Below are 18,863 nucleotides of genomic sequence, written 5' to 3' on the forward strand. Positions count from 1 at the left end.
TGCTCCAATTTTAAATTTCGTTAAACGAAATTAATTTTCAAAAAAGCTTGAAATTTGTATTTTTGTTCTCGTACTATGAAACACATCCGCAGTAAACAAGATTTAAAACATGGTATCCAGATTAGCTGGAGATGGCTGATGGGTACGATGGAAATACATAAAAAGGGAGATCACAGATGATCCGTGATGAAGGGATGTTGGAGCAGTTACTTTCAACAATTCGAGATTTTGTAAAAAATGAGTTGATCCCTCGTGAAAACGAAGTGGTAGAGAAAGACAAAATTCCAGATGACATTGTGCAGCAAATGCGTGAGCTGGGTTTATTCGGCCTCACAATTCCCGAAGAATATGGTGGCCTAGGCATCACTATGGAAGAGGAAGTCAGAGTTGCATTTGAACTTGGACAAACTTCACCAGCTTTCCGTTCTTTAATTGGTACTAATAACGGTATTGGCTCAAGTGCAATTTTGATTGATGGTACAGAAGAGCAAAAGCAGAAATATTTACCACGTTACGCAAGTGGCGAAATTATTGGTTCATTTTGTTTAACCGAGCCTGAATCTGGTTCTGATGCTGCCTCTTTAAAAACCAGTGCCGTAAAAGATGGTGACTTTTATGTGTTAAACGGCACCAAACGTTTTATTACCAATGCACCCCATGCTGCAACTTTTACCGTAATGGCTCGGACGAATCCTGAAATTAAAGGGTCGGGTGGCATTTCAGCTTTTTTAGTCGAGGCCAATACACCGGGCATTACATTAGGCAAAATTGACCAAAAAATGGGGCAAAAGGGCTCACACACCTGTGATGTGATTTTTGAAAATTGCCGTGTACCTGCTTCTGCATTGATTGGTGGCGTAGAGGGTGTCGGTTTTAAAACGGCCATGAAAGTGCTTGATAAAGGGCGTTTGCATATTGGTGCCTATAGCGTGGGTGTTGCCGAACGCATGTTAAACGACGCATTGCACTATGCGATTGAGCGTAAGCAGTTTGGTCAACCTATTGCAAACTTCCAGCTTATTCAAGCCATGCTTGCCGACTCAAAAGCCGAGATTTATGCAGCTAAATGTATGGTCCTAGATGCAGCTCGCCGCCGTGACAATGGCGAAAACATTAGCACAGAAGCATCTTGCGCAAAAATGTTTGCGACTGAAATGTGCGGACGTGTTGCTGACCGCTGTGTACAGATTCATGGTGGTGCGGGCTATATCAGTGAATATGCGATTGAGCGTTTTTATCGAGATGTGCGTTTGTTCCGTTTATATGAAGGAACCACGCAAGTTCAACAACTTATTATTGCCAAAAACATGATTAGGGAAGCTACAGCCTAATAAAAAATCAAATGCCATGAGGCATGGGATGCCTCATGTTCCTTCTGAGGATATGGACATGACAACAAAGACTGTTACAGAGAATATGAGTAGCACTGAAGCTATTCAAACACCAAAAAAGATTTGGATTACAGCTTTTATATTCGCTTTTTTTACACTTTTATGTGACGGGGCCGACTTAGGTTTTTTGGCATTAAGCCTCACTAGTCTTAAAGCAGAGTTTCATTTAACTGGTGTGCAAGCCGGAACATTAGGAAGCTTGACACTATTTGGTTCGGCCGTGGGTGGTCTTATTGGTGGTTGGGCTTGCGACCGTTTTGGTCGGGTTCGCATTATTGTTTTCTTTATTGCTTTTTCTTCGATATTAACCTGCGCACTCGGCTTTACACATTCTTATATGCAATTTGCAGTTTTAAGAACAATAGGCGCCATGGGCTTAGGTGCACTTTATATTGCCTGTAATATCTTAATGTCTGAAATGGTGCCAACGAAACACCGTTCTACCGTTTTAGCAACGCTGATGACAGGTTATACCCTAGGTTCTTTATTAGCGACATTACTAGCAGGTCATATTATTCCTGAACATGGCTGGCGTTTTCTATACTGGATTGCAATTACGCCTGTGGTTTTGTCAGTTTTGATGCACTTTTGCGTACCTGAACCTGAGTCTTGGAAAAAAGCGCGTCAACTAAAAGCGCTAGAAGTCGCTCAAAGTAACCAACCTAAAAAACGTCAAAATCCATATCTTGAGATTTTAAGAGATAAAAAACATGGAACCATGTTTATTCTTTGGATTATTAGTACTGGGGCATTGCAGTTTGGTTATTACGGGGTAAGTAACTGGTTACCTGCTTATTTAGAGTCTGACCTTGGCATCAAGTTTAAAGAAATGGCCATGTATATGGTCGGTACATTTCTAATTATGATGTTTGCAAAAGTGATCGCAGGGATCGTTGCCGATAAATTAGGACGCCGCGCTGTATTTGCTTTCGGAACCATTGGTACAGCCTTATTTATTCCAGTGATTGTTTACTTAAATACACCAACCAATATTTTATGGATGATGCTGTTCTTCGGTTTCCTTTACGGTATGCCTTACGCAATTAATGCCACCTATATGACAGAAAGCTTTCCGACGTCTATTCGAGGTTCGGCAGTGGGTGGTGCTTATAACATCGGCAAAGTACTTTCTATTTTCTCTCCATTAACAATTGGTTTTCTATCGCAAAACGGTTCTATTGGTTTAGGGCTCTTGGTGATGGCTGCGGCTTATTTTATCTGCGGGGTAATTCCATTGTTATTTATTAAAGACCGACTATTTAACCCGCAAAAGGCAGAGTGACAGATCAATCTGTCACCTTAAATTAAGGATGAAAAGGGACAAGTGAGATGATAAATAAAATCACCAGTGACATTGAACCGATTTTAAAAGCTATTCCTGATGGGGCAACCATCATGACAGGCGGGTTTGGTGTGACGGGGCAACCTGCTGAATTAATTGAAGCCTTAATTGATTTAGGAAAAAAAGAACTCACCATTGTAAATAACAATGCAGCTTCTGGTGATCGTGGTTTAACAAATCTGATTATTGCCGGTTGTGTTAAAAAAATGATTTGTTCTTTTCCGAAATCTGCTGGATCAACCGTTTTTCAAGACTTATATAGAGCGGGAAAAATTGAGTTAGAACTGGTTCCACAAGGTAATTTGGCTTGTCGTATTCAGGCCGCAGGTGCTGGTCTCGGGGCTATTTTTACTCCGACTGGTTATGGCACTAAAGTTGCCGAGGGTAAAGAGACCCGAACCATTAACGGTAAAAACTATGTGCTTGAATACCCACTTGAAGCTGATTTTGCACTGATTTATGCCGATAAAGCTGACCGCTGGGGCAATTTAACTTACCGCAAAGCGGCCCGCAATTTTGGGCCAATTATGGCAAAAGCCGCCAAGACCACGATTGTTCAAGTGAATGACACCGTAGAGCTAGGAACGCTTGACCCTGAGTGCATTATTACACCGGGAATTTTTGTTCAGCACGTTGTAAAAGTAGGAGATATCTAATGTCAGTTCAAAAGCGTTCTCGTGAAGATATTGCCAAACTCATTGCCAATGACATTCCGGAAGGTTCTTATGTCAATTTAGGGATTGGCTTACCCACCAACGTTGCTAAATTTTTGCCAAAAGACAAAGAAATCTTTTTACATTCGGAAAATGGGGTTTTGGCTTTTGGTCCACCACCACAACCGGGTGAGGAAGATCAAGATTTGGTTAATGCCGGAAAAGAGCTTGTTACTTTGTTAGACGGTGGATGCTTTATGCATCATGGCGACTCATTTGACATTATGCGTGGCGGTCATCTGGACATTTGTGTGATTGGTGCATTCCAAGTTGCGGTAAATGGAGACTTGGCAAACTGGCATACCGGTAAGGCAGATGATGTGCCGGCAGTTGGCGGTGCTATGGATTTGGCAGTCGGTGCAAAAACGATTTATGTCTATATGGAGCATGTCACTAAAAAAGGTGAGCCCAAAATTGTAAAAGAACTGAGCTATCCAATAACGGGTGAGCAGTGTGTAAACCGTATTTATACCGATTTATGCATTATTGAACTCAAAGACCAAAAAGCTTACGTCAAGGAAATGGTAGACGGCTTAACTTTTGATGAGTTACAGGCAGTCACTGACTGTGAACTAATCGATGCACGTGTAGCCTAAATACACACGGAAAAACGCTTCTTTAAGGATTAAAAGATGAAAAAATTAATTTTAGCTGCAGCTTGTGCTGCGGCTTCAGGGACTATTTTTGCAAATTCTTCAGATACGACAGAACAAAGAATTAATTTGCTAGAAACCGAGCTGCAAAAATTAAAAACAGAACTTGCTGCTCAGAAACAAACTCAAAATAATTTACAGGTCAAACAGGTTAAGATTGAAGAGAACATTGAAAAAACTAAAGCAACAGTAACAGAAAAGCCTGTTGCTCCTTCATGGGTCACTTGGACAGATAATGTTAAGGTTTACGGTATTGCCCGTATTGATGCAGCGGTCGATTTTCAATCATCACCAGACTCGGGTGGTAGAACGACCAGCAGCCTGTACCGAACACCTTTTGAAAGTGAAAAACGTTCAAACCATGCACGCTCTGATGCCATGATTAATGCAAGCCGATTAGGTGTTTATTTTAATAGCCCAAATAAAGCGGTTACAGGGAATATCGAAGCCGATTTCTTTGATAGCTCTAACATGGGAACGGGGGATGGTAAATTCCGTATCCGTCATGCATTTTTTACCTATAAAGACTGGACTTTTGGTCAAACATGGTCACTCATGTCTAACATGGAAACCCGTACAGAAGCTGTCGATTACACCCAATTTGTGGGGACTTCTTATACACGTACTCCTCAAATTCGTTATGACTGGAAAATTGATGCCAATAATGATTTAAAAGTAGCTTTGGAATATACAGGTTCGAGAGTATCGGCATTTCCAACTTTAACGGGTCGCTATACCTTTAAACAAGGGCCTTTAACAGCTCTTGCTCAAGGCTTTATTAATGAAAAGTCTACAGATGTCGCAACTGCCACGGTGAAAAAAGTAAGTTGGGGTGCTGGCGGCGGTTTAAAATATCAACTCACGCCACAACAATCGGTACAAGCAAATTATCAATATATTGTCGGTGATCAAAAATTTATGCCGTATACCACCCAAAGTGGGTTGGCAAATTCAACAAGTTTAAATGCCGCGGGTGATTTCTCTTTAAACGAAGATAAAACAGATTTGGTTATGAATAAGTTGAATAGCATCAATATTGGCTATTCATATAAATTTAATGAGCAATGGCGTGCAAACTTATCGGCTTCAATGTTTGATTATGATGACGACACGGCGTATGCCAAACTCAACCCAGATGCTAATAAACGCTTAACGGACTACGCAGCTAACGTCTTTTATTCACCGATTGAGCAAATGGATATTGGGATGGAATATCACCAAGGTAAACGAGAAGTGTTTGATGGCAGAACCGCTGATGTATCACGTGTAAACTTTGTTTCGATGTATAAATTTTAAAATAGGGCGTAGTTAAAAATGGAAAAAATAGTTGAGCCCAATGCAGAAAATATACTGTCAAAAAGCTTTATTTTTATCATGGCAATGACATGTGGAATTTGTGCGGGTTCAAACTATTATAACCAGCCCTTAATCTATTCGATTGCTGAAGCATTAAAAGTTAATGCCGACCAAGTTGCTTTAACTATTGTGATTAGCCAACTGTCATATGCAGTTGGCCTTTTTATATTGGTTCCCTTAGGCGACTTTTTTGAAAAGCGTAGTTATATTTGCTTGCTCATGTGTTGTACGGGGCTTGCACAAGTAGGACTATCCTTAAGTCAAACCTTGCCAGCTTTATATGGCTTTACCTTTTTAGCCACATTCTTTTCGATTGCGACTCAAGTTTTAGTTCCTTTCGCCGCAGGTTTAGCTAGTCCGAAAAAAAGCCCTCAAGTTGTAGGCACTCTCATGAGCGGTTTGTTCTTGGGAATATTATTGGCACGCTCTATTGCAGGCTTACTTTCTACAGTTTGGTCTTGGCATGCGGTTTATTTAATTAGCGGAGTTGTCATTTTGGTGTTTGCTTGGGTAATGTGGGTAAAGTTACCAGTTGCGCGTAAGTCTCACCAACTCAATATTCTACAGATTTATGGTTCACTATTTTCATTAGCAGCTCACCAGCCTCATTTACTACGCCGTGGTTTTGCAGGGGGAATTGGCTTTGGTATTTTGGCTCTTATTTTTACCACCATGACTTTTATTTTGGCGAATGAGCCTTATCACTTTAACGATTTCCAAATTGGTTTATTTGGAATTGTGGGCTTGGCTGGCGTATTTGCGACTCCTTGGGCAGGTAAGAAAATTGCAGCAGGTCTTGAAAATAAAATTGCAGTGATTTGCATGGGGTTATTAATGAGTGCATGGATACCCCTATTTTTTGCGCAGCAGTCTCTGGTTGCCTACGCTGTTGGTGTGATTATGGCGTACTTCGGTTTGTCAGCATTTCATGTGCTTAACCAAAATTTGGTCTATCGAATTTCGGCCGAGGCACGTTCCCGTATTAATTCAATTTATATGACCTTATATTTTGGCGGAGCCGCCTTAGGTTCTTTTATTGCGGTGTATGCTTGGAAACATTGGGGATGGGAAGCATGTGCAGCCTTAGGTTTAGCGATGGCAATGTTAAGTTTCGTGATTGATCGCTTAGATTTTTATGAAATGAACAAGATAGCAAAGCAAGAAAAAGCTCCATAAATAGGAGCTTAGATATTTTATTATTTGCGAATAATCATTAAGGTTGCCGAAGCAAAAGCATACACTTTGCCGTTCTCATCTACGATTTTACCTTGGGTACTAATAATATTGCGGCCCGCATTGATCAACTCGGCCGTCGCATAGTAAGACGTATCAACCTGCATGGGGCGGATCATTTTTACATTTAAATCAATGGTTCCATAGCCAACACCATGTTCAAGTAGGGTATGGGCCGCACTGCCTGTCGCCGTATCTAAAGCTGTGGCACAAAAGCCGCCGTGTACACCGCCTTGTATATTTCTATGTTCTTTGCGAGGAGTAACTTTATAAGTTGCTTTACCTTCGGAAACTTCAACGAGTTCCATCGGTATGGTGTGAGCCATAGGTGATGGAGAAACTTCACCATTTTTTAAAGCGGTTAAAAACTCAAGACCTGTGTATTTCGGGCTTTCCATAAATCGTCCTTGCATGATTAAGCAGTCTAATCACCATACTATAAATTGATTTTTTACGGAATAAAATTTTGCAATACAAAATATAAATTTATTCTAATTAAACGAGATCAACTACTTTTTATATTACATTTATATTTAAAAACATATGTTTATATTTTTTCTCTATGGCTAAGTTAGAATAATTTTATTAAACCAGTGAAAACATATTTTGCTATAAGAAATTTTTTGATATTTTGATGAGATTGAAACAATAAAAGTCCATTTTAAGGAAAAACGATATCTGCCCATGACACAGGCAGTGAAGTGAAAGGAAAAAACGATGCCTTTATACAAAGCTCCATTACGTGATATGCAATTTGTACTGCATGAAATGCTTCAAACAGAACAAAACTATCAAGGTTTAAGAAAATATCAGGAAAGCGTAAATCGAGAATTAATTGATCAATATTTAGAAGCAGCAGCAGATTTTTGTGAAAATGAGTTGGCGCCGATTAACCAAAATGGTGATCAGGAAGGCTGTCATTTAAATCAAGGTGTAGTCACAACCCCGAAAGGGTTTAAAGAAGCCTACCAAAAATATGCTGAGCTAGGTTTTACCTCGCTAACGGCCGATCCAGAATATGGTGGGCAAGGCTTGCCGACATTGCTGCGGATTGCGATTTCTGAAATGTTATGTGGTTCTAATTGGGCTTGGGCAATGTATCCGGGATTGTCTCATGGCGCAATGAGAACAATTGAGCATCATGGGACCGAGCAACAAAAACAAAAGTTTTTGACTAAACTCATTAGTGGGGCTTGGACCGGAACCATGTGTTTAACCGAATCCCATGCAGGCTCAGACCTTGGGTTAATTAGAACGAAAGCAGAACCAAATCCGGACGGTAGCTACTCCATTACAGGTGAAAAGATTTTTATCTCGGCGGGTGAGCATGATCTTTCTGAAAATATTATCCATATTGTTTTAGCCCGTTTGCCTCAGGCACCTGCAGGGACTAAAGGCATTTCTTTATTTATTGTGCCTAAATTTAATGTGAGTGACGACGGTCAGGTGCTGGACCGTAATAAAGTCGTCTGTAGCGCGATTGAACATAAAATGGGGATTCATGGCAATGCCACCTGTGTACTTAATTTTGATGGCGCCAAAGGTTATTTGATTGGTCCGGAAAATCGCGGGCTTAATTGTATGTTTACCTTCATGAATACCGCACGTATTGGAACAGCTGTACAAGGGCTTGCTGCTTCTGAAATTTCATTTCAAGGTGCATTAAGTTATGCCAAAGAGCGCCTTGCTATGCGTTCGTTATCCGGTCCTAAATATCCTGACAAAAATGCCGATCCAATTATTGTGCATCCCGCTGTACGTTCAATGTTAATGACACAAAAAGCTTTTTCCGAAGGTGGTCGTGCGCTGGCTTATTTTCTGGCTCAGCATGTCGATATTGTCGAAAGCTCAAACGATCAGGAACAGCAAAAACACTCCGACGAATTACTGGCTTTTTTAACGCCAATTGCTAAGGCCTTTTTAACAGAGTCGGGTAATGAGTCTGCAAAGCATGGCGTTCAAGTATTTGGCGGCCACGGCTTTATTGTTGAGCATGGTATGGAGCAAATTGTACGTGATGCACGTATCTCAACCTTGTATGAAGGAACAACAGAGATTCAGTCCCTAGATCTGCTGGCACGTAAAGTCCTAAAGTCGGAAGGCAAACTTTTAAAGAATATGACCGACTTAATTGATCAATTTATTGGTCAACAGCAATCCAATGAAGTGCTGAAACCTTATCTAGAAAAATTAGCTGAGCTTAAGCAGCAATGGCTGTCACTGACCAAATTGATTGCAGAGAAAGCCAAGCACAACCCTGAAGAAATAGGAGCCGCTTCAGTAGATTATCTTTATTTTTCCAGTTACGTTGTGTTCGCGTATTTGTGGGCTCGAATGGCACAAGTTGCCCATGAAAAATTAGAATCGGGTACACAAGAGGAAGATTTTTATAAAGCAAAATTAACGACAGCTAAGTTTTTCTATCAAAAGCTTTTGCATCGTACACAGAGCCATGCCGCTTCTATTGAGTCAGGAGCTGAATCTGTGATGGAGCTCGATCAAGATGCTTTTGCATTTTAGTGAATGATAAGTTCTAGAATCACTGGGTGAAATTGACATGCGAAATTTTACCTAGTGATTAAATTTGTAATTTTAGACTCATCAGTTTTTGGTAGGAAAAACCAGTTGAGCCAATGAAATAGAGGGTTAACATAAGCATTAAAACGTGAATTTTCATCAAATATTGAAGTTGTATAAGGACTAAGGAAAGAAAATCATGAATGCTTATTATCAATTACTGAATAGAACAATTGGTCCTCAAGGTGAAGTGATTGCTCATTATTGCTCAACTGTTCATGCACAAGGTGCTTGGAACCCTCATGAACAGCATATGGCGCCTGCAAGTGGTGTCATCGCAGTAGAGTTAGAACAGTTTTCACCGCGACAAGATATGCGAATTGGCCGAATTAGTTTTGATATTTTTGGTTTGATCGCTTTTGGTGAATTTACGATTAAGACCCATGTGATTCGTGCCGGTAAAACGATTGAATTGATTGAAGCAGAACTACAAGCACAAGGTAAAACTTGTATTGTGGCTAGAGCATGGCGCATGTGTACTCAAGACAGTTCCGAGATTGCGGGGCTTGAAGATCAACCAATTCATCATCCCGATACCTTTACTGAATGGTCGGGCATGAAAAGATGGCCGGGTGGTTTTATCCAGACATTAGTCACTAAAACTAATGATCAGCATCGCGCGGGCAAAGGCATTGTTTGGCTAAACAATGACAAAGAAATGGTTGAAGGGCAGCCGACCACAGATTTTGCGCATTTAATTGGCATGGTAGATGCGGCAAATGGCATTGTCCCAAGACAAGAAGGAGAATTTACTTGGGGCTTCCCAAATCTTGATTTACAAATCCACATGCACCGTTATCCGCAAGGGAAATGGCTAGGTTTGGAAACCGTTCAGCAATATGGTTCGGATGGCATAGGTTTAACCAGTGCAGTTTTACATGATGTGTATGGTCCATTTGGACGAAGCGAGCAGATTTTGACTTTACGTAAAATGACTAAATAAATTTTTGAGCCAATAAAAAAGTCATCCCTCAGGATGACTTTTTTATTTTGAGATTTAATTTTTAGTTACGGACTTTTAGCAGTGTTGGGGTAAGTTCATCCCAACGTTGTTTTGCAGCGTCCATTGCTTTCATTTTGATATGTCCATAACCGCGGACTTCTGCCGGTAGTTTTGCAATTTGTTCAGCAACTGCCAAGTTATGATTGTCTGGTGCTTCAACGAGTGCTTCAACAAATGCGATGTAACGGTCACGCCAAGCTTGTTCGTGTTGACGTTCTTCTTGACGTGCAAATGGGTCAAGGAAAGTTTCACGAAGCCATTGTAAGCGAGCAAGCATCATCATTGGGAAGCGCATCCAGTAACCAAACGCACGTTTACGGACATTTTTCAGGCCACCAAGTAATGCTGGCGGAGCAAGATGATACGTTAAACGTAAGCCTTTACCGAATTGGGTTTCAATCGATTCTTTGAAGCTTTTACCTGTTAGTAGACGTGCAACTTCATATTCATCTTTATAAGCCATGACTCTGTAAAGCTGAGTTGCAATCGTACCTGTTAACTCTTCTGGTAACTTTTTAGCTGCCAATTCTACAAGTGTGCGGTATTTAGCTGCATAAGCTTCATTCCAGTAGTCTGTTAGACGAGCAGAACGGTCTTCAACAAGTTCAGCCAAAGTTTGCGGAGTTTTAGTTTTTGGCATTGCTGCAAGTAAACGAGCAGCTAAAGTCGGGTCACTTGCAAGATGACAACCCACGCGGAAAGCTTCGATGTTCTTTTCAACAGCCGTACCATTTAGGCGAATTGCTTTTTCAATGCTTTCACGTAATAGCGGAATGCGACCAGATTGCCATGCCATACCGAGTAATAACTGGTTGGTATAAATTGAATCACCCAAGAGTAGTGTGGCAATGCGAGCCGCTGGTAGAGAAACCAGTTGACCTTGACGAACACGACCACGAAGACGGTCAATTAAATCAGTAATAGGTGCATACCAGTCGCGAGATTTAATAAACTCAGAAGTAGGAGTGCTGTCTTCATTCACAATCACTAAGGCATCTTCTTTTAAGCGAGAGAGGGCTGCACCACTACCAGCAACTACCGCATCTGCACCAATGAGTAATTCACATTGACCTGCTGGAATCTTGGTCGAAGAAATTTGCTCATCACTTGCTGCAAGTTGTACGTATGAATAAACCGTACCACCTTTTTGCGCAAGACCTGCCATATCCATAACACGTGTTGCTTTGCCTTCTAGGTGAGCTGCCATACCAAGAAGTGCACCGATAGTCACAACACCCGTACCACCAATACCACCAACCATAATACGACTTGGAGCGTCATATAACTGAGGAATAATTGGGGATGTTGGCCATCCTGCGCTAATACCTTCAAATTTAGCAGGACGTTTCATATCACGTGTATGAACAGTCACAAAGCTTGGGCAGAACCCTTCAGCACAAGTGAAGTCCTTATTACAGCTACTTTGGTTAATTTGACGTTTAGTGCCTAAAGCTGTTTCTACTGGCTCAATAGATAAACAGTTTGATTTTTTAGAACAGTCACCACAGCCTTCGCAAATATCGGTATTAATGAATAAACGTTCAGCTGGGTCAGGGTAAGCATCACGTTTACGACGACGGCGTTTTTCACTGGCACAGGTTTGTACATAAATTAAAGCAGTTACACCTGAAATTTCACGCAGCTCACGTTGAACTGCGTCAAGTTCATTACGGTGGCGAATTTCTACACCTGGTGCAATACCGTCTTCTTCATTTAACAGCTTGATTTCATCAGTCACAATGACTTGTTTTTTAATACCTTCGGCATCGAGCTGACGAGTTAATTGTGCAACACTCAAATGACCATCTACATGCTGACCGCCTGTCATAGCGACAGCGTCGTTGTAAAGGATTTTGTAGGTGATATTGGTTTTTGCGGCAATAGACTGACGAATTGCCAAGTAACCTGAGTGGAAGTAAGTTCCATCACCAAGGTTGGCAAAAATGTGTTTTTCATTGGTAAAAGGCGATGCACCAACCCAGCTTACACCTTCACCGCCCATTTGAGAGAATGTTTCCGTACCACGGTCAAGCGAAACGGCAATATAGTGGCAACCAATACCACCTAATGCACGGCTACCTTCAGGAACGACTGTTGATGAGTTATGTGGGCAACCACTACAGAAATAAGGTTTACGTTCAGCAAGGTCAATAACACGTTTTGATTCTTGCTCTGCTTTTAGTAGGAGGTCGATTCTGCTTTGAATTTGTACTTTTAAGCTTTCTGGAATATCTAGTTTTAAGAAGCGAGCAGCCAGCATTTTTGCAATCGGTTCAGGCTGGTACTCATAGTGACCAATGAGTGGTGCTTCTTCAATAGAGGTACTCCATTCACCTTTGCCGTCAGTTGCTTTACCAATGACACGAGGACGTTGGTCATCAGGAAGTGAGTAAAGCTCATCTTTAATTTGTGTTTCAAGAATTGGACGTTTTTCTTCAATAACGATCAACTCTTCTAAACCTTTGGCGAATTCACGAATACCTTGTGGTTCTAAAGGCCAGATTAGACCAACTTGATAAACACGTAGCCCAAGCTGTTGGGCTGTTTCATCTTCAATTCCTAAAATACGTAGGGCTTCAATGGTATCTAAATAACCTTTACCACTTGCAGCAATACCAATACGGGCATTTTCACAAGGCCATGTTACGGTATTGATTTTATTCGCACGAGCATAGGCCAAAACAGCTGGTAAGCGATATTTATAAAGACGTTCTTCTTGTTGGATGCCATGATCTGGCCAACGAATGTTAACGCCACCCTCTGGGAAATTAACATCTTCTGGTATAACAGGAGTGACACGGTCTAAGTCGACATGAACTGAAGCGGAAGTTTCTACAATTTCACTGACTAGCTTCATGGAAGTCCAAAGACCAGAAAAACGTGAAACTGCGATGGCGTGAACACCAAAGTCTAAAATTTGTTGAACGGATGTTGGGTAGAAAATTGGAATACCGCAACCAATCATGACATGTTCAGACTGGTGGGGAACTGTAGAAGATTTACATGAGTGGTCATCACCGAATAAAGCAACGACACCACCACGTTCAGAGGTACCAGCTAAGTTAGCATGGCGGAGTACATCGCCTGAACGGTCAACACCCGGGCCTTTACCATACCACCATGAAGACACTCCATCATATTTGCCTTGACCTGAAAGATTTGCTTGTTGTGTACCCCAGATTGCGGTAGCAGCCAAGTCTTCGTTTACACCAGGTTGAAATACGACATTATGGGATTTAAGTAATCCTTCAACTTGCCAAAGGAAATTATCATAGTTACCAATAGGGGAACCACGATAACCAGAAATAAAACCAGCAGTATGATAACCATTGATCGCGTCACGGCGAGTTTGGGCAAGAGGCAAGCGAACAAGTGCCTGAATGCCGGTCATAAATGCTGTACCGTTATCACTTACATATTTATCTTCAAGTGACACATCCTTTGTTGCAATAATATTTGGAGTGACTTTTGTAGCTATATTCATTTATATCTCCTTAGAATTTTTAGTAGCTCGGACTACTTTCTTTTTTCAACATCCAGTTGAATATTTGGAGCAAGTGACATACGAAATAAAAAAGATCGGTTCCTCTTCTTAAAAAAGAATTAGTGCCAATGTATGTACATTTAGTCATTGTGGTTGATCTAAACTGGTGCAACAATCCGTAATTTAGGAAAAGATATTTACGTTATGCGCAAAAATCTCGATGGTGGACTTTTACATGCAATGCATGCATTCCTGAAAGTGATTGATAGCGGGAGTTTCACAGCAGCAGCTGAGCAGATGGATCTGACCACAGCACAGGTTTCACGTCTTATCAGCGAGCTAGAAACACGCTTAGGTACAAAATTAATACAACGCTCAACGCGCCAGCAGGCACTGACTGATATTGGTGCAACTTATGCAGAGCGTTGTCGGCAAGTTATTTCAATGGTGGATGAAGCAGAGGCAGAAGTCACTGGAACGGCATCTAAACCTAAAGGTCGTTTACGTGTATTAAGTATGGGAAGCTTTGGGCATCATTATGTTTTCCCTGTCATGGCCGAGTTTTGTAAGCATTATCCCGAATTAACCGTGGAATATACGACCTCACAATACGTTCCAGACTTGTTGGCAAAAGGGGTGGATGTCAGTCTTTATCTCACTGAATCATTAACAGATTCTCGTTTTGTGGCACGTAGAATTGGCACTATTTTTTCTGTTTTATGTGCTTCACCTGCGTATCTAGAAAAACATGGTGTTCCTAAGTCTCCAGAAGACTTAAAAAATCATGCCTGTTTACGCTTGGTAAACCCGTCTATTACACCAGATTGGCATTTGTTAAATGCCAATGGTGAATCTTATCAAATCGACATTGGGGGGCAACTCATTGCAGATAACCCTGAGTTATTACTAGATGTGGTACAACAGGATATGGGTGTCGCATTATTGCCAATGTTTTCGGCTTTAGACGCGGTTCAAAATGGAAGATTATGTCATATCTTGCCTGAGTGGCGTTCGCCCGATATTGGAGTTTATACCTTATTGCCTTCACGCCATTTTATTGATGCCAAAACACGCGCATGGTTGGATTGGGTAGAAGAATATATTTCTCCAAGAATTGAAATGGATGCATCTTATTTTTATAAATAATGAGATAAATTTTTTAAGGATTACAATTGAAAAAGGATGAAGAATAATACGGATTAGAATAAAAATAGGGTAGAAAATGCTTCTTTTTAAAGAGGCATTTAATACAGAAATAAATAATAGATTTTAAAAAAATGCATGAGGGATTGAGTCCCAATTCCTGAACAGAATGAGATAAAGATGAGATAGGATGATCTGGTACTTTGCCTAATATTCAGCTTTATACCAGATGCTGAGCTATTTTAATTGATTACGATGCACACTTAGTTTGCCAATAAGCATTGGCATAATTCGACAAGCTTTTTCGGTTTAATACATTGCTAATATTTTGGCTGGCTTGCATCAATTTCTCTAAATTAATGCCAGTTTCAAAACCCATGTGTGACAGCAAATAAAACAAATCTTCGGTTGATACATTGCCAGTGGCGCCTTTGGCATAAGGGCAACCCCCAAGTCCTGCAAGAGACGAATCAAAAACACGAATACCTTGCTGTAAAGACTGATAAATATTGGCAATTGCCATGCCATAGGTGTTGTGGAAATGCCCAGCTAAAACCTTGCTATCGAGTTCAGCAAGGCAGGCTTGCCATACCTTTTGAACGCGATCAGGTGTTGCGGTGCCAATGGTTTCACCTAAAGACACTTCATAGCAGCCCATGTCATAGAGCCGTTTAACCACTTTCACCACTTGCTCAGGTGCAATTGCACCTTCATAAGGACAATCGACAATACAAGAGACATAGCCGCGTACACGGATGTTATGTGCTTTTGCTGCGTTCATGACATCGCTAAACTTTTCAAAGCTTTCGTCGATTGAACAGTTAATATTTTTACGGGTAAAACTTTCAGAAGCTGCGGTAAACACCGCAACCTCTTTGCATCCTACCGCTTGAGCAGTTTCAAAACCTTTAATATTTGGAGTAAGCAGGCTAAATTGCACATCGGTTGTTTGGGGTAAAAGCATAAATAGCTCGTCACTTTGAGCCATTTGTGGTACCCATTTTGCCGAAACGCATGAACCGACTTCAATGGATTTTAGGCCTGCACTGATTAGGTCATTAATAAAGTTTAAGCGTTGTTCGACAGTTAAAGCCTGCTTTTCATTTTGGAGGCCGTCTCTGGGACCGACCTCTACGATTTTGACAAACTCACTCATGCAACTTCCTCCTGTGCAGGCTGAAATTCCACAAGCTCATCGCCAGCTTTGACCTGATCACCGACTTGGAAATAGGAGTCTACAATCACGCCATCTTTAGGGGCGCGGATGGTATATTCCATTTTCATTGCTTCAAGCGTCATTAAAATATCGTCTTTCTTCACGCTATGATTTGCACTGACTAGCACTTGAGTGACCACACCCGGCATTGGGGCTTTTAAGTGACCTTCATCGGCTTGGCTATCTGCCTGATTAAAATCTTGGCAAATATAAGCAAACTTATAGCTTTGTCCATTTTGGAACAAGGTAATGCCTTGCTGACTTTGGTTAAAAGATAGCTTTTGCTGAGTCCCACCAATTTGAACAGAGGCAGTATGAGCATCAATCAATTGACCTGAAATTGGGTAGCCTTGGCCGTTATATTCTGCGGTGAAGCCATCTTCATTTGAGGCAAATTTGATTTGAATATTTTGGTTTAAATAATTCAGTTTAATGCTGTGCTGATAAGCAATATTTAAACGCCAAAGTGGCTGAGCTTGCCAAAGCTGTTTTTGGCTTGAGCTGTTGTTATTCAGTTTGCTTAAAAACTCAATAAATGCCGCTGCTACCACCAGTTCCGGTTTAATTTCTTCAGGACTAAACAAGAAGTTTTGTTCACGTTGAATCAGGTTGGTATCAAGCTTGGCTTGTTTAAAAGACTCACTGCGTACAATTTTTTCAAGAAAGGCAATGTTGTTACCTAAGCCATCCACATGGAATTGGCTTAAAGCATTTTGCATTTGAATAAGCGCAGCTTCACGGTTTTTACCCCATACGATGAGTTTGGCAATCATTGGGTCGTAATAGGTCGTGATTTCATCGCCTTCAACAATACCGCTATCTACACGCACATATTGGTTTTGCGTTGGGTAGTGCAGATAGTCAATTTTACCAATTGCGGGTAAAAAGCCTTTTTCTGGTTCTTCTGCGTAGATCCGTGCTTCAAGCGCATGTCCATGAATCTGCAATTCGTTTTGTAGTTTAGGCAAAGGTTCGCCATAAGCCACACGAAGTTGCCACTCGACCAAGTCTTCACCTGTAATCATTTCAGTAACAGGATGCTCGACTTGTAGACGGGTATTCATTTCCATGAAATACGCCGTACCGTCTTGTTCCACAATAAACTCGACCGTACCTGCACCAACATAATTTACCGCTCGTGCAGCATCAATTGCAGCTTGGCGCATTGCATCGAGCTTCTCGCTTGGCATTTGTGGAGCAGGGGCTTCTTCTAGCACTTTTTGGTGGCGGCGTTGTACTGAACAGTCGCGTTCAAACAAATGTACGTAGTTGCCATGTGTATCGCCAAACACTTGCACTTCAATATGGCGCGGTTGAATCACATAACGCTCAATCAAGACATCATCATTACCAAAACTCGATTTGGCCTCACGTTTACAAGAGGCTAAGGCATGCAGAAAATCTTCACTGCGTTCAACTAGACTCATGCCTTTACCACCGCCGCCCGCACTGGCTTTAATTAAAACAGGATAGCCAATTCGGTCTGCCTGCTGTTTTAAAAAGTCAGCATCTTGGTTGGTTCCGTGATAGCCCGGTGTTAAAGGGACACCTGCTTTTTCCATTAAAGCTTTAGAGGTTGCTTTTAAGCCCATCGCTAAAATGGCATCCACTGGTGGGCCAATAAAGCAAATATTGTGCTGTTGGCAAGCGAGCGCAAACTGGTCGTTTTCAGAAAGGAAGCCATAGCCCGGATGAACCGCTTGACTGCCTGTATCAATCGCCGCTTGAATAATTCGATCAACCTGTAAATAACTCTGAGTTGCAGGGGACTGACCAATATAAACCGCTTCATCTGCAAGTTTGACGTGTTGTGCATTTGCGTCTGCATCTGAGTAAACGGCAACCGTTCTAATACCTAATTTTTTAGCTGTACGAATTACGCGGCAGGCAATCTCGCCACGGTTCGCAATTAAAATCTTTTCAAACATGATGATCGTCCTTAATTGTTGTTATTCGAGTTAGAAACCCAAGCAGGCTGTTGTTTATTTAAAAAGGCACTTAGACCTTCTTTTGCCTCACTGCCTTGACGAACTTGAGCAATATGATGTGCTGTCTGTTGCAGCAAGTCATTGCTCATGGTCTGGTTGCTCACCATTTGAATGAGTTGTTTTGAAGCCGCTTGAGCGTGCGGGCCACCGAGTAATAGAGCATCAATAATTTCTTGAACTTTTTTATCTAAGTCTTCAGCATCTGCTACTTCGTGTGCTAAACCAATTTGCTTGGCTTCACGTGCTGAAATCCGCTCGGCAGTTAAGAAGTAACGGGAAGCTTGTCTTGCACCAATCGCACGAATCACGTAGGGACTAATGGTAGATGGAGCAAGCCCTAAACGAACTTCAGAGGTTGCAAACTTGGCATCAGTGCTGGCAATGCAAATATCACATGCCGACGCTAAGCCCATACCGCCGCCAAAGGCAATGCCATGCACGCGGGCAATAGTCGGTTGTTTAAGTGTTGCAAGTGCATCAAGCATTTGCGCAAGTTTTAATGCATCTGCTTCATTTTCAGCCGAAGATGCTTGACCTGCCTGTTTCATCCAGTTGAGGTCGGCGCCTGCCGAAAAGCTTTTACCGCGACCAGCTAAGACCACAACACGAATGTCATCACGAGTATTAATTTGCTTAAAGCAAGTATGCAATTCTTCAATGACTGTCGTATTAAAAGCATTGTGCAATTCAGGGCGGTTCAGCCATACATAGGCAACCTGACCTTGTTGTTCGAGTTGTAAAAATTGATAGCTCATATACACCTC

Annotated in this window: 14 protein-coding genes; 9 read left to right on the forward strand and 5 right to left on the reverse strand. The window is 41.5% G+C overall.

The annotated features are described in order from the left end of the window. The first annotated feature begins 176 nt into the window (after positions 1-176). The 6 genes from EGT34_RS19010 to EGT34_RS19035 are packed head-to-tail and all read left to right on the forward strand — an operon-like array spanning position 177 to position 6,631. Positions 177-1,331, forward strand: a complete 1,155-nt coding sequence (locus EGT34_RS19010) for an acyl-CoA dehydrogenase family protein (RefSeq protein ID WP_000617392.1) — start codon at positions 177-179, stop codon at positions 1,329-1,331. A gap of 58 nt (positions 1,332-1,389) precedes the next feature. Further along, positions 1,390-2,673 carry an MFS transporter gene (locus EGT34_RS19015; RefSeq protein ID WP_195196991.1) on the forward strand — a complete coding sequence of 428 codons (1,284 nt, stop codon included), beginning with the start codon at positions 1,390-1,392 and terminating at the stop codon, positions 2,671-2,673. A gap of 47 nt (positions 2,674-2,720) precedes the next feature. Next, the gene (locus EGT34_RS19020) at positions 2,721-3,389 is read left to right on the forward strand and encodes a 3-oxoacid CoA-transferase subunit A (protein WP_000608703.1); all 669 of its coding nucleotides are present in this window, start codon (positions 2,721-2,723) and stop codon (positions 3,387-3,389) included. Further along, on the forward strand, positions 3,389-4,042 hold the full coding sequence (locus EGT34_RS19025; RefSeq protein WP_000116039.1) for a 3-oxoacid CoA-transferase subunit B: 654 nt from the start codon (positions 3,389-3,391) through the stop codon (positions 4,040-4,042). The genes EGT34_RS19020 and EGT34_RS19025 overlap by 1 nt, the downstream gene beginning before the upstream one ends. 36 nt (positions 4,043-4,078) lie before the next feature. Next, positions 4,079-5,395, forward strand: a complete 1,317-nt coding sequence (gene dcaP, locus EGT34_RS19030) for an outer membrane trimeric porin-like protein DcaP (RefSeq protein WP_000733495.1) — start codon at positions 4,079-4,081, stop codon at positions 5,393-5,395. 18 nt (positions 5,396-5,413) lie between these two features. After that, complete coding sequence (locus EGT34_RS19035; protein ID WP_000411830.1) at positions 5,414-6,631, forward strand: MFS transporter; 1,218 nt, start codon at positions 5,414-5,416, stop codon at positions 6,629-6,631. Positions 6,632-6,651: 20 nt separating this feature from the next. Here EGT34_RS19035 and EGT34_RS19040 read toward each other — a convergent pair whose 3' ends face one another. Further along, on the reverse strand, positions 6,652-7,101 hold the full coding sequence (locus tag EGT34_RS19040) for a PaaI family thioesterase (protein ID WP_001984007.1): 450 nt from the start codon (positions 7,099-7,101) through the stop codon (positions 6,652-6,654). Between the two features lie 304 nt (positions 7,102-7,405). On the opposite strand from EGT34_RS19040, the gene EGT34_RS19045 reads away from it, so the two are divergent. Both EGT34_RS19045 and EGT34_RS19050 read left to right on the forward strand, forming a co-directional pair. Then, entirely contained in the window at positions 7,406-9,208 is a 1,803-nt protein-coding gene (locus tag EGT34_RS19045; RefSeq protein ID WP_001131915.1) for an acyl-CoA dehydrogenase C-terminal domain-containing protein, read from the forward strand. Between the two features lie 196 nt (positions 9,209-9,404). Continuing rightward, positions 9,405-10,208 (forward strand): thioesterase family protein, encoded by an 804-nt coding sequence (locus EGT34_RS19050; protein WP_000995505.1) that lies wholly within the window; start codon positions 9,405-9,407, stop codon positions 10,206-10,208. Positions 10,209-10,269: 61 nt separating this feature from the next. Here the strand turns inward: EGT34_RS19050 and EGT34_RS19055 are convergent, their stop codons facing one another. Beyond that, entirely contained in the window at positions 10,270-13,752 is a 3,483-nt protein-coding gene (locus EGT34_RS19055) for an indolepyruvate ferredoxin oxidoreductase family protein (protein ID WP_001017550.1), read from the reverse strand. Between the two features lie 204 nt (positions 13,753-13,956). On the opposite strand from EGT34_RS19055, the gene EGT34_RS19060 reads away from it, so the two are divergent. After that, positions 13,957-14,898 carry a LysR family transcriptional regulator gene (locus EGT34_RS19060; RefSeq protein ID WP_001230727.1) on the forward strand — a complete coding sequence of 314 codons (942 nt, stop codon included), beginning with the start codon at positions 13,957-13,959 and terminating at the stop codon, positions 14,896-14,898. Positions 14,899-15,145: 247 nt separating this feature from the next. Here the strand turns inward: EGT34_RS19060 and EGT34_RS19065 are convergent, their stop codons facing one another. The 3 genes from EGT34_RS19065 to EGT34_RS19075 are packed head-to-tail and all read right to left on the reverse strand — an operon-like array spanning position 15,146 to position 18,854. Next, the gene (locus EGT34_RS19065) at positions 15,146-16,051 is read right to left on the reverse strand and encodes a hydroxymethylglutaryl-CoA lyase (protein ID WP_001288914.1); all 906 of its coding nucleotides are present in this window, start codon (positions 16,049-16,051) and stop codon (positions 15,146-15,148) included. Further along, on the reverse strand, positions 16,048-18,039 hold the full coding sequence (locus tag EGT34_RS19070) for an acetyl/propionyl/methylcrotonyl-CoA carboxylase subunit alpha (RefSeq protein ID WP_000461809.1): 1,992 nt from the start codon (positions 18,037-18,039) through the stop codon (positions 16,048-16,050). The genes EGT34_RS19065 and EGT34_RS19070 overlap by 4 nt, the downstream gene beginning before the upstream one ends. An 11-nt stretch (positions 18,040-18,050) precedes the next feature. After that, positions 18,051-18,854 (reverse strand): enoyl-CoA hydratase/isomerase family protein, encoded by an 804-nt coding sequence (locus EGT34_RS19075; RefSeq protein WP_000121724.1) that lies wholly within the window; start codon positions 18,852-18,854, stop codon positions 18,051-18,053. Positions 18,855-18,863: the final 9 nt, after the last annotated feature.

The organism is Acinetobacter sp. FDAARGOS_558 (assembly GCF_003937785.1).
In the GTDB taxonomy this organism is placed as follows: domain Bacteria; phylum Pseudomonadota; class Gammaproteobacteria; order Pseudomonadales; family Moraxellaceae; genus Acinetobacter; species Acinetobacter baumannii.

Excerpts from the sequence above, each read along its gene's own strand:
- EGT34_RS19040 (WP_001984007.1), bottom strand. The coding sequence starts at position 7,101 with ATGCAAGGACGATTTATGGAAAGCCCGAAATACACAGGTCTTGAGTTT.
- EGT34_RS19020 (WP_000608703.1), top strand. The coding sequence starts at position 2,721 with ATGATAAATAAAATCACCAGTGACATTGAACCGATTTTAAAAGCTATT.
- EGT34_RS19035 (WP_000411830.1), top strand. The coding sequence starts at position 5,414 with ATGGAAAAAATAGTTGAGCCCAATGCAGAAAATATACTGTCAAAAAGC.
- EGT34_RS19010 (WP_000617392.1), top strand. The coding sequence starts at position 177 with ATGATCCGTGATGAAGGGATGTTGGAGCAGTTACTTTCAACAATTCGA.
- EGT34_RS19045 (WP_001131915.1), top strand. The coding sequence starts at position 7,406 with ATGCCTTTATACAAAGCTCCATTACGTGATATGCAATTTGTACTGCAT.
- EGT34_RS19025 (WP_000116039.1), top strand. The coding sequence starts at position 3,389 with ATGTCAGTTCAAAAGCGTTCTCGTGAAGATATTGCCAAACTCATTGCC.
- EGT34_RS19050 (WP_000995505.1), top strand. The coding sequence starts at position 9,405 with ATGAATGCTTATTATCAATTACTGAATAGAACAATTGGTCCTCAAGGT.
- EGT34_RS19055 (WP_001017550.1), bottom strand. The coding sequence starts at position 13,752 with ATGAATATAGCTACAAAAGTCACTCCAAATATTATTGCAACAAAGGAT.
- EGT34_RS19065 (WP_001288914.1), bottom strand. The coding sequence starts at position 16,051 with ATGAGTGAGTTTGTCAAAATCGTAGAGGTCGGTCCCAGAGACGGCCTC.
- dcaP (WP_000733495.1), top strand. The coding sequence starts at position 4,079 with ATGAAAAAATTAATTTTAGCTGCAGCTTGTGCTGCGGCTTCAGGGACT.
- EGT34_RS19075 (WP_000121724.1), bottom strand. The coding sequence starts at position 18,854 with ATGAGCTATCAATTTTTACAACTCGAACAACAAGGTCAGGTTGCCTAT.
- EGT34_RS19015 (WP_195196991.1), top strand. The coding sequence starts at position 1,390 with ATGACAACAAAGACTGTTACAGAGAATATGAGTAGCACTGAAGCTATT.
- EGT34_RS19070 (WP_000461809.1), bottom strand. The coding sequence starts at position 18,039 with ATGTTTGAAAAGATTTTAATTGCGAACCGTGGCGAGATTGCCTGCCGC.
- EGT34_RS19060 (WP_001230727.1), top strand. The coding sequence starts at position 13,957 with ATGCGCAAAAATCTCGATGGTGGACTTTTACATGCAATGCATGCATTC.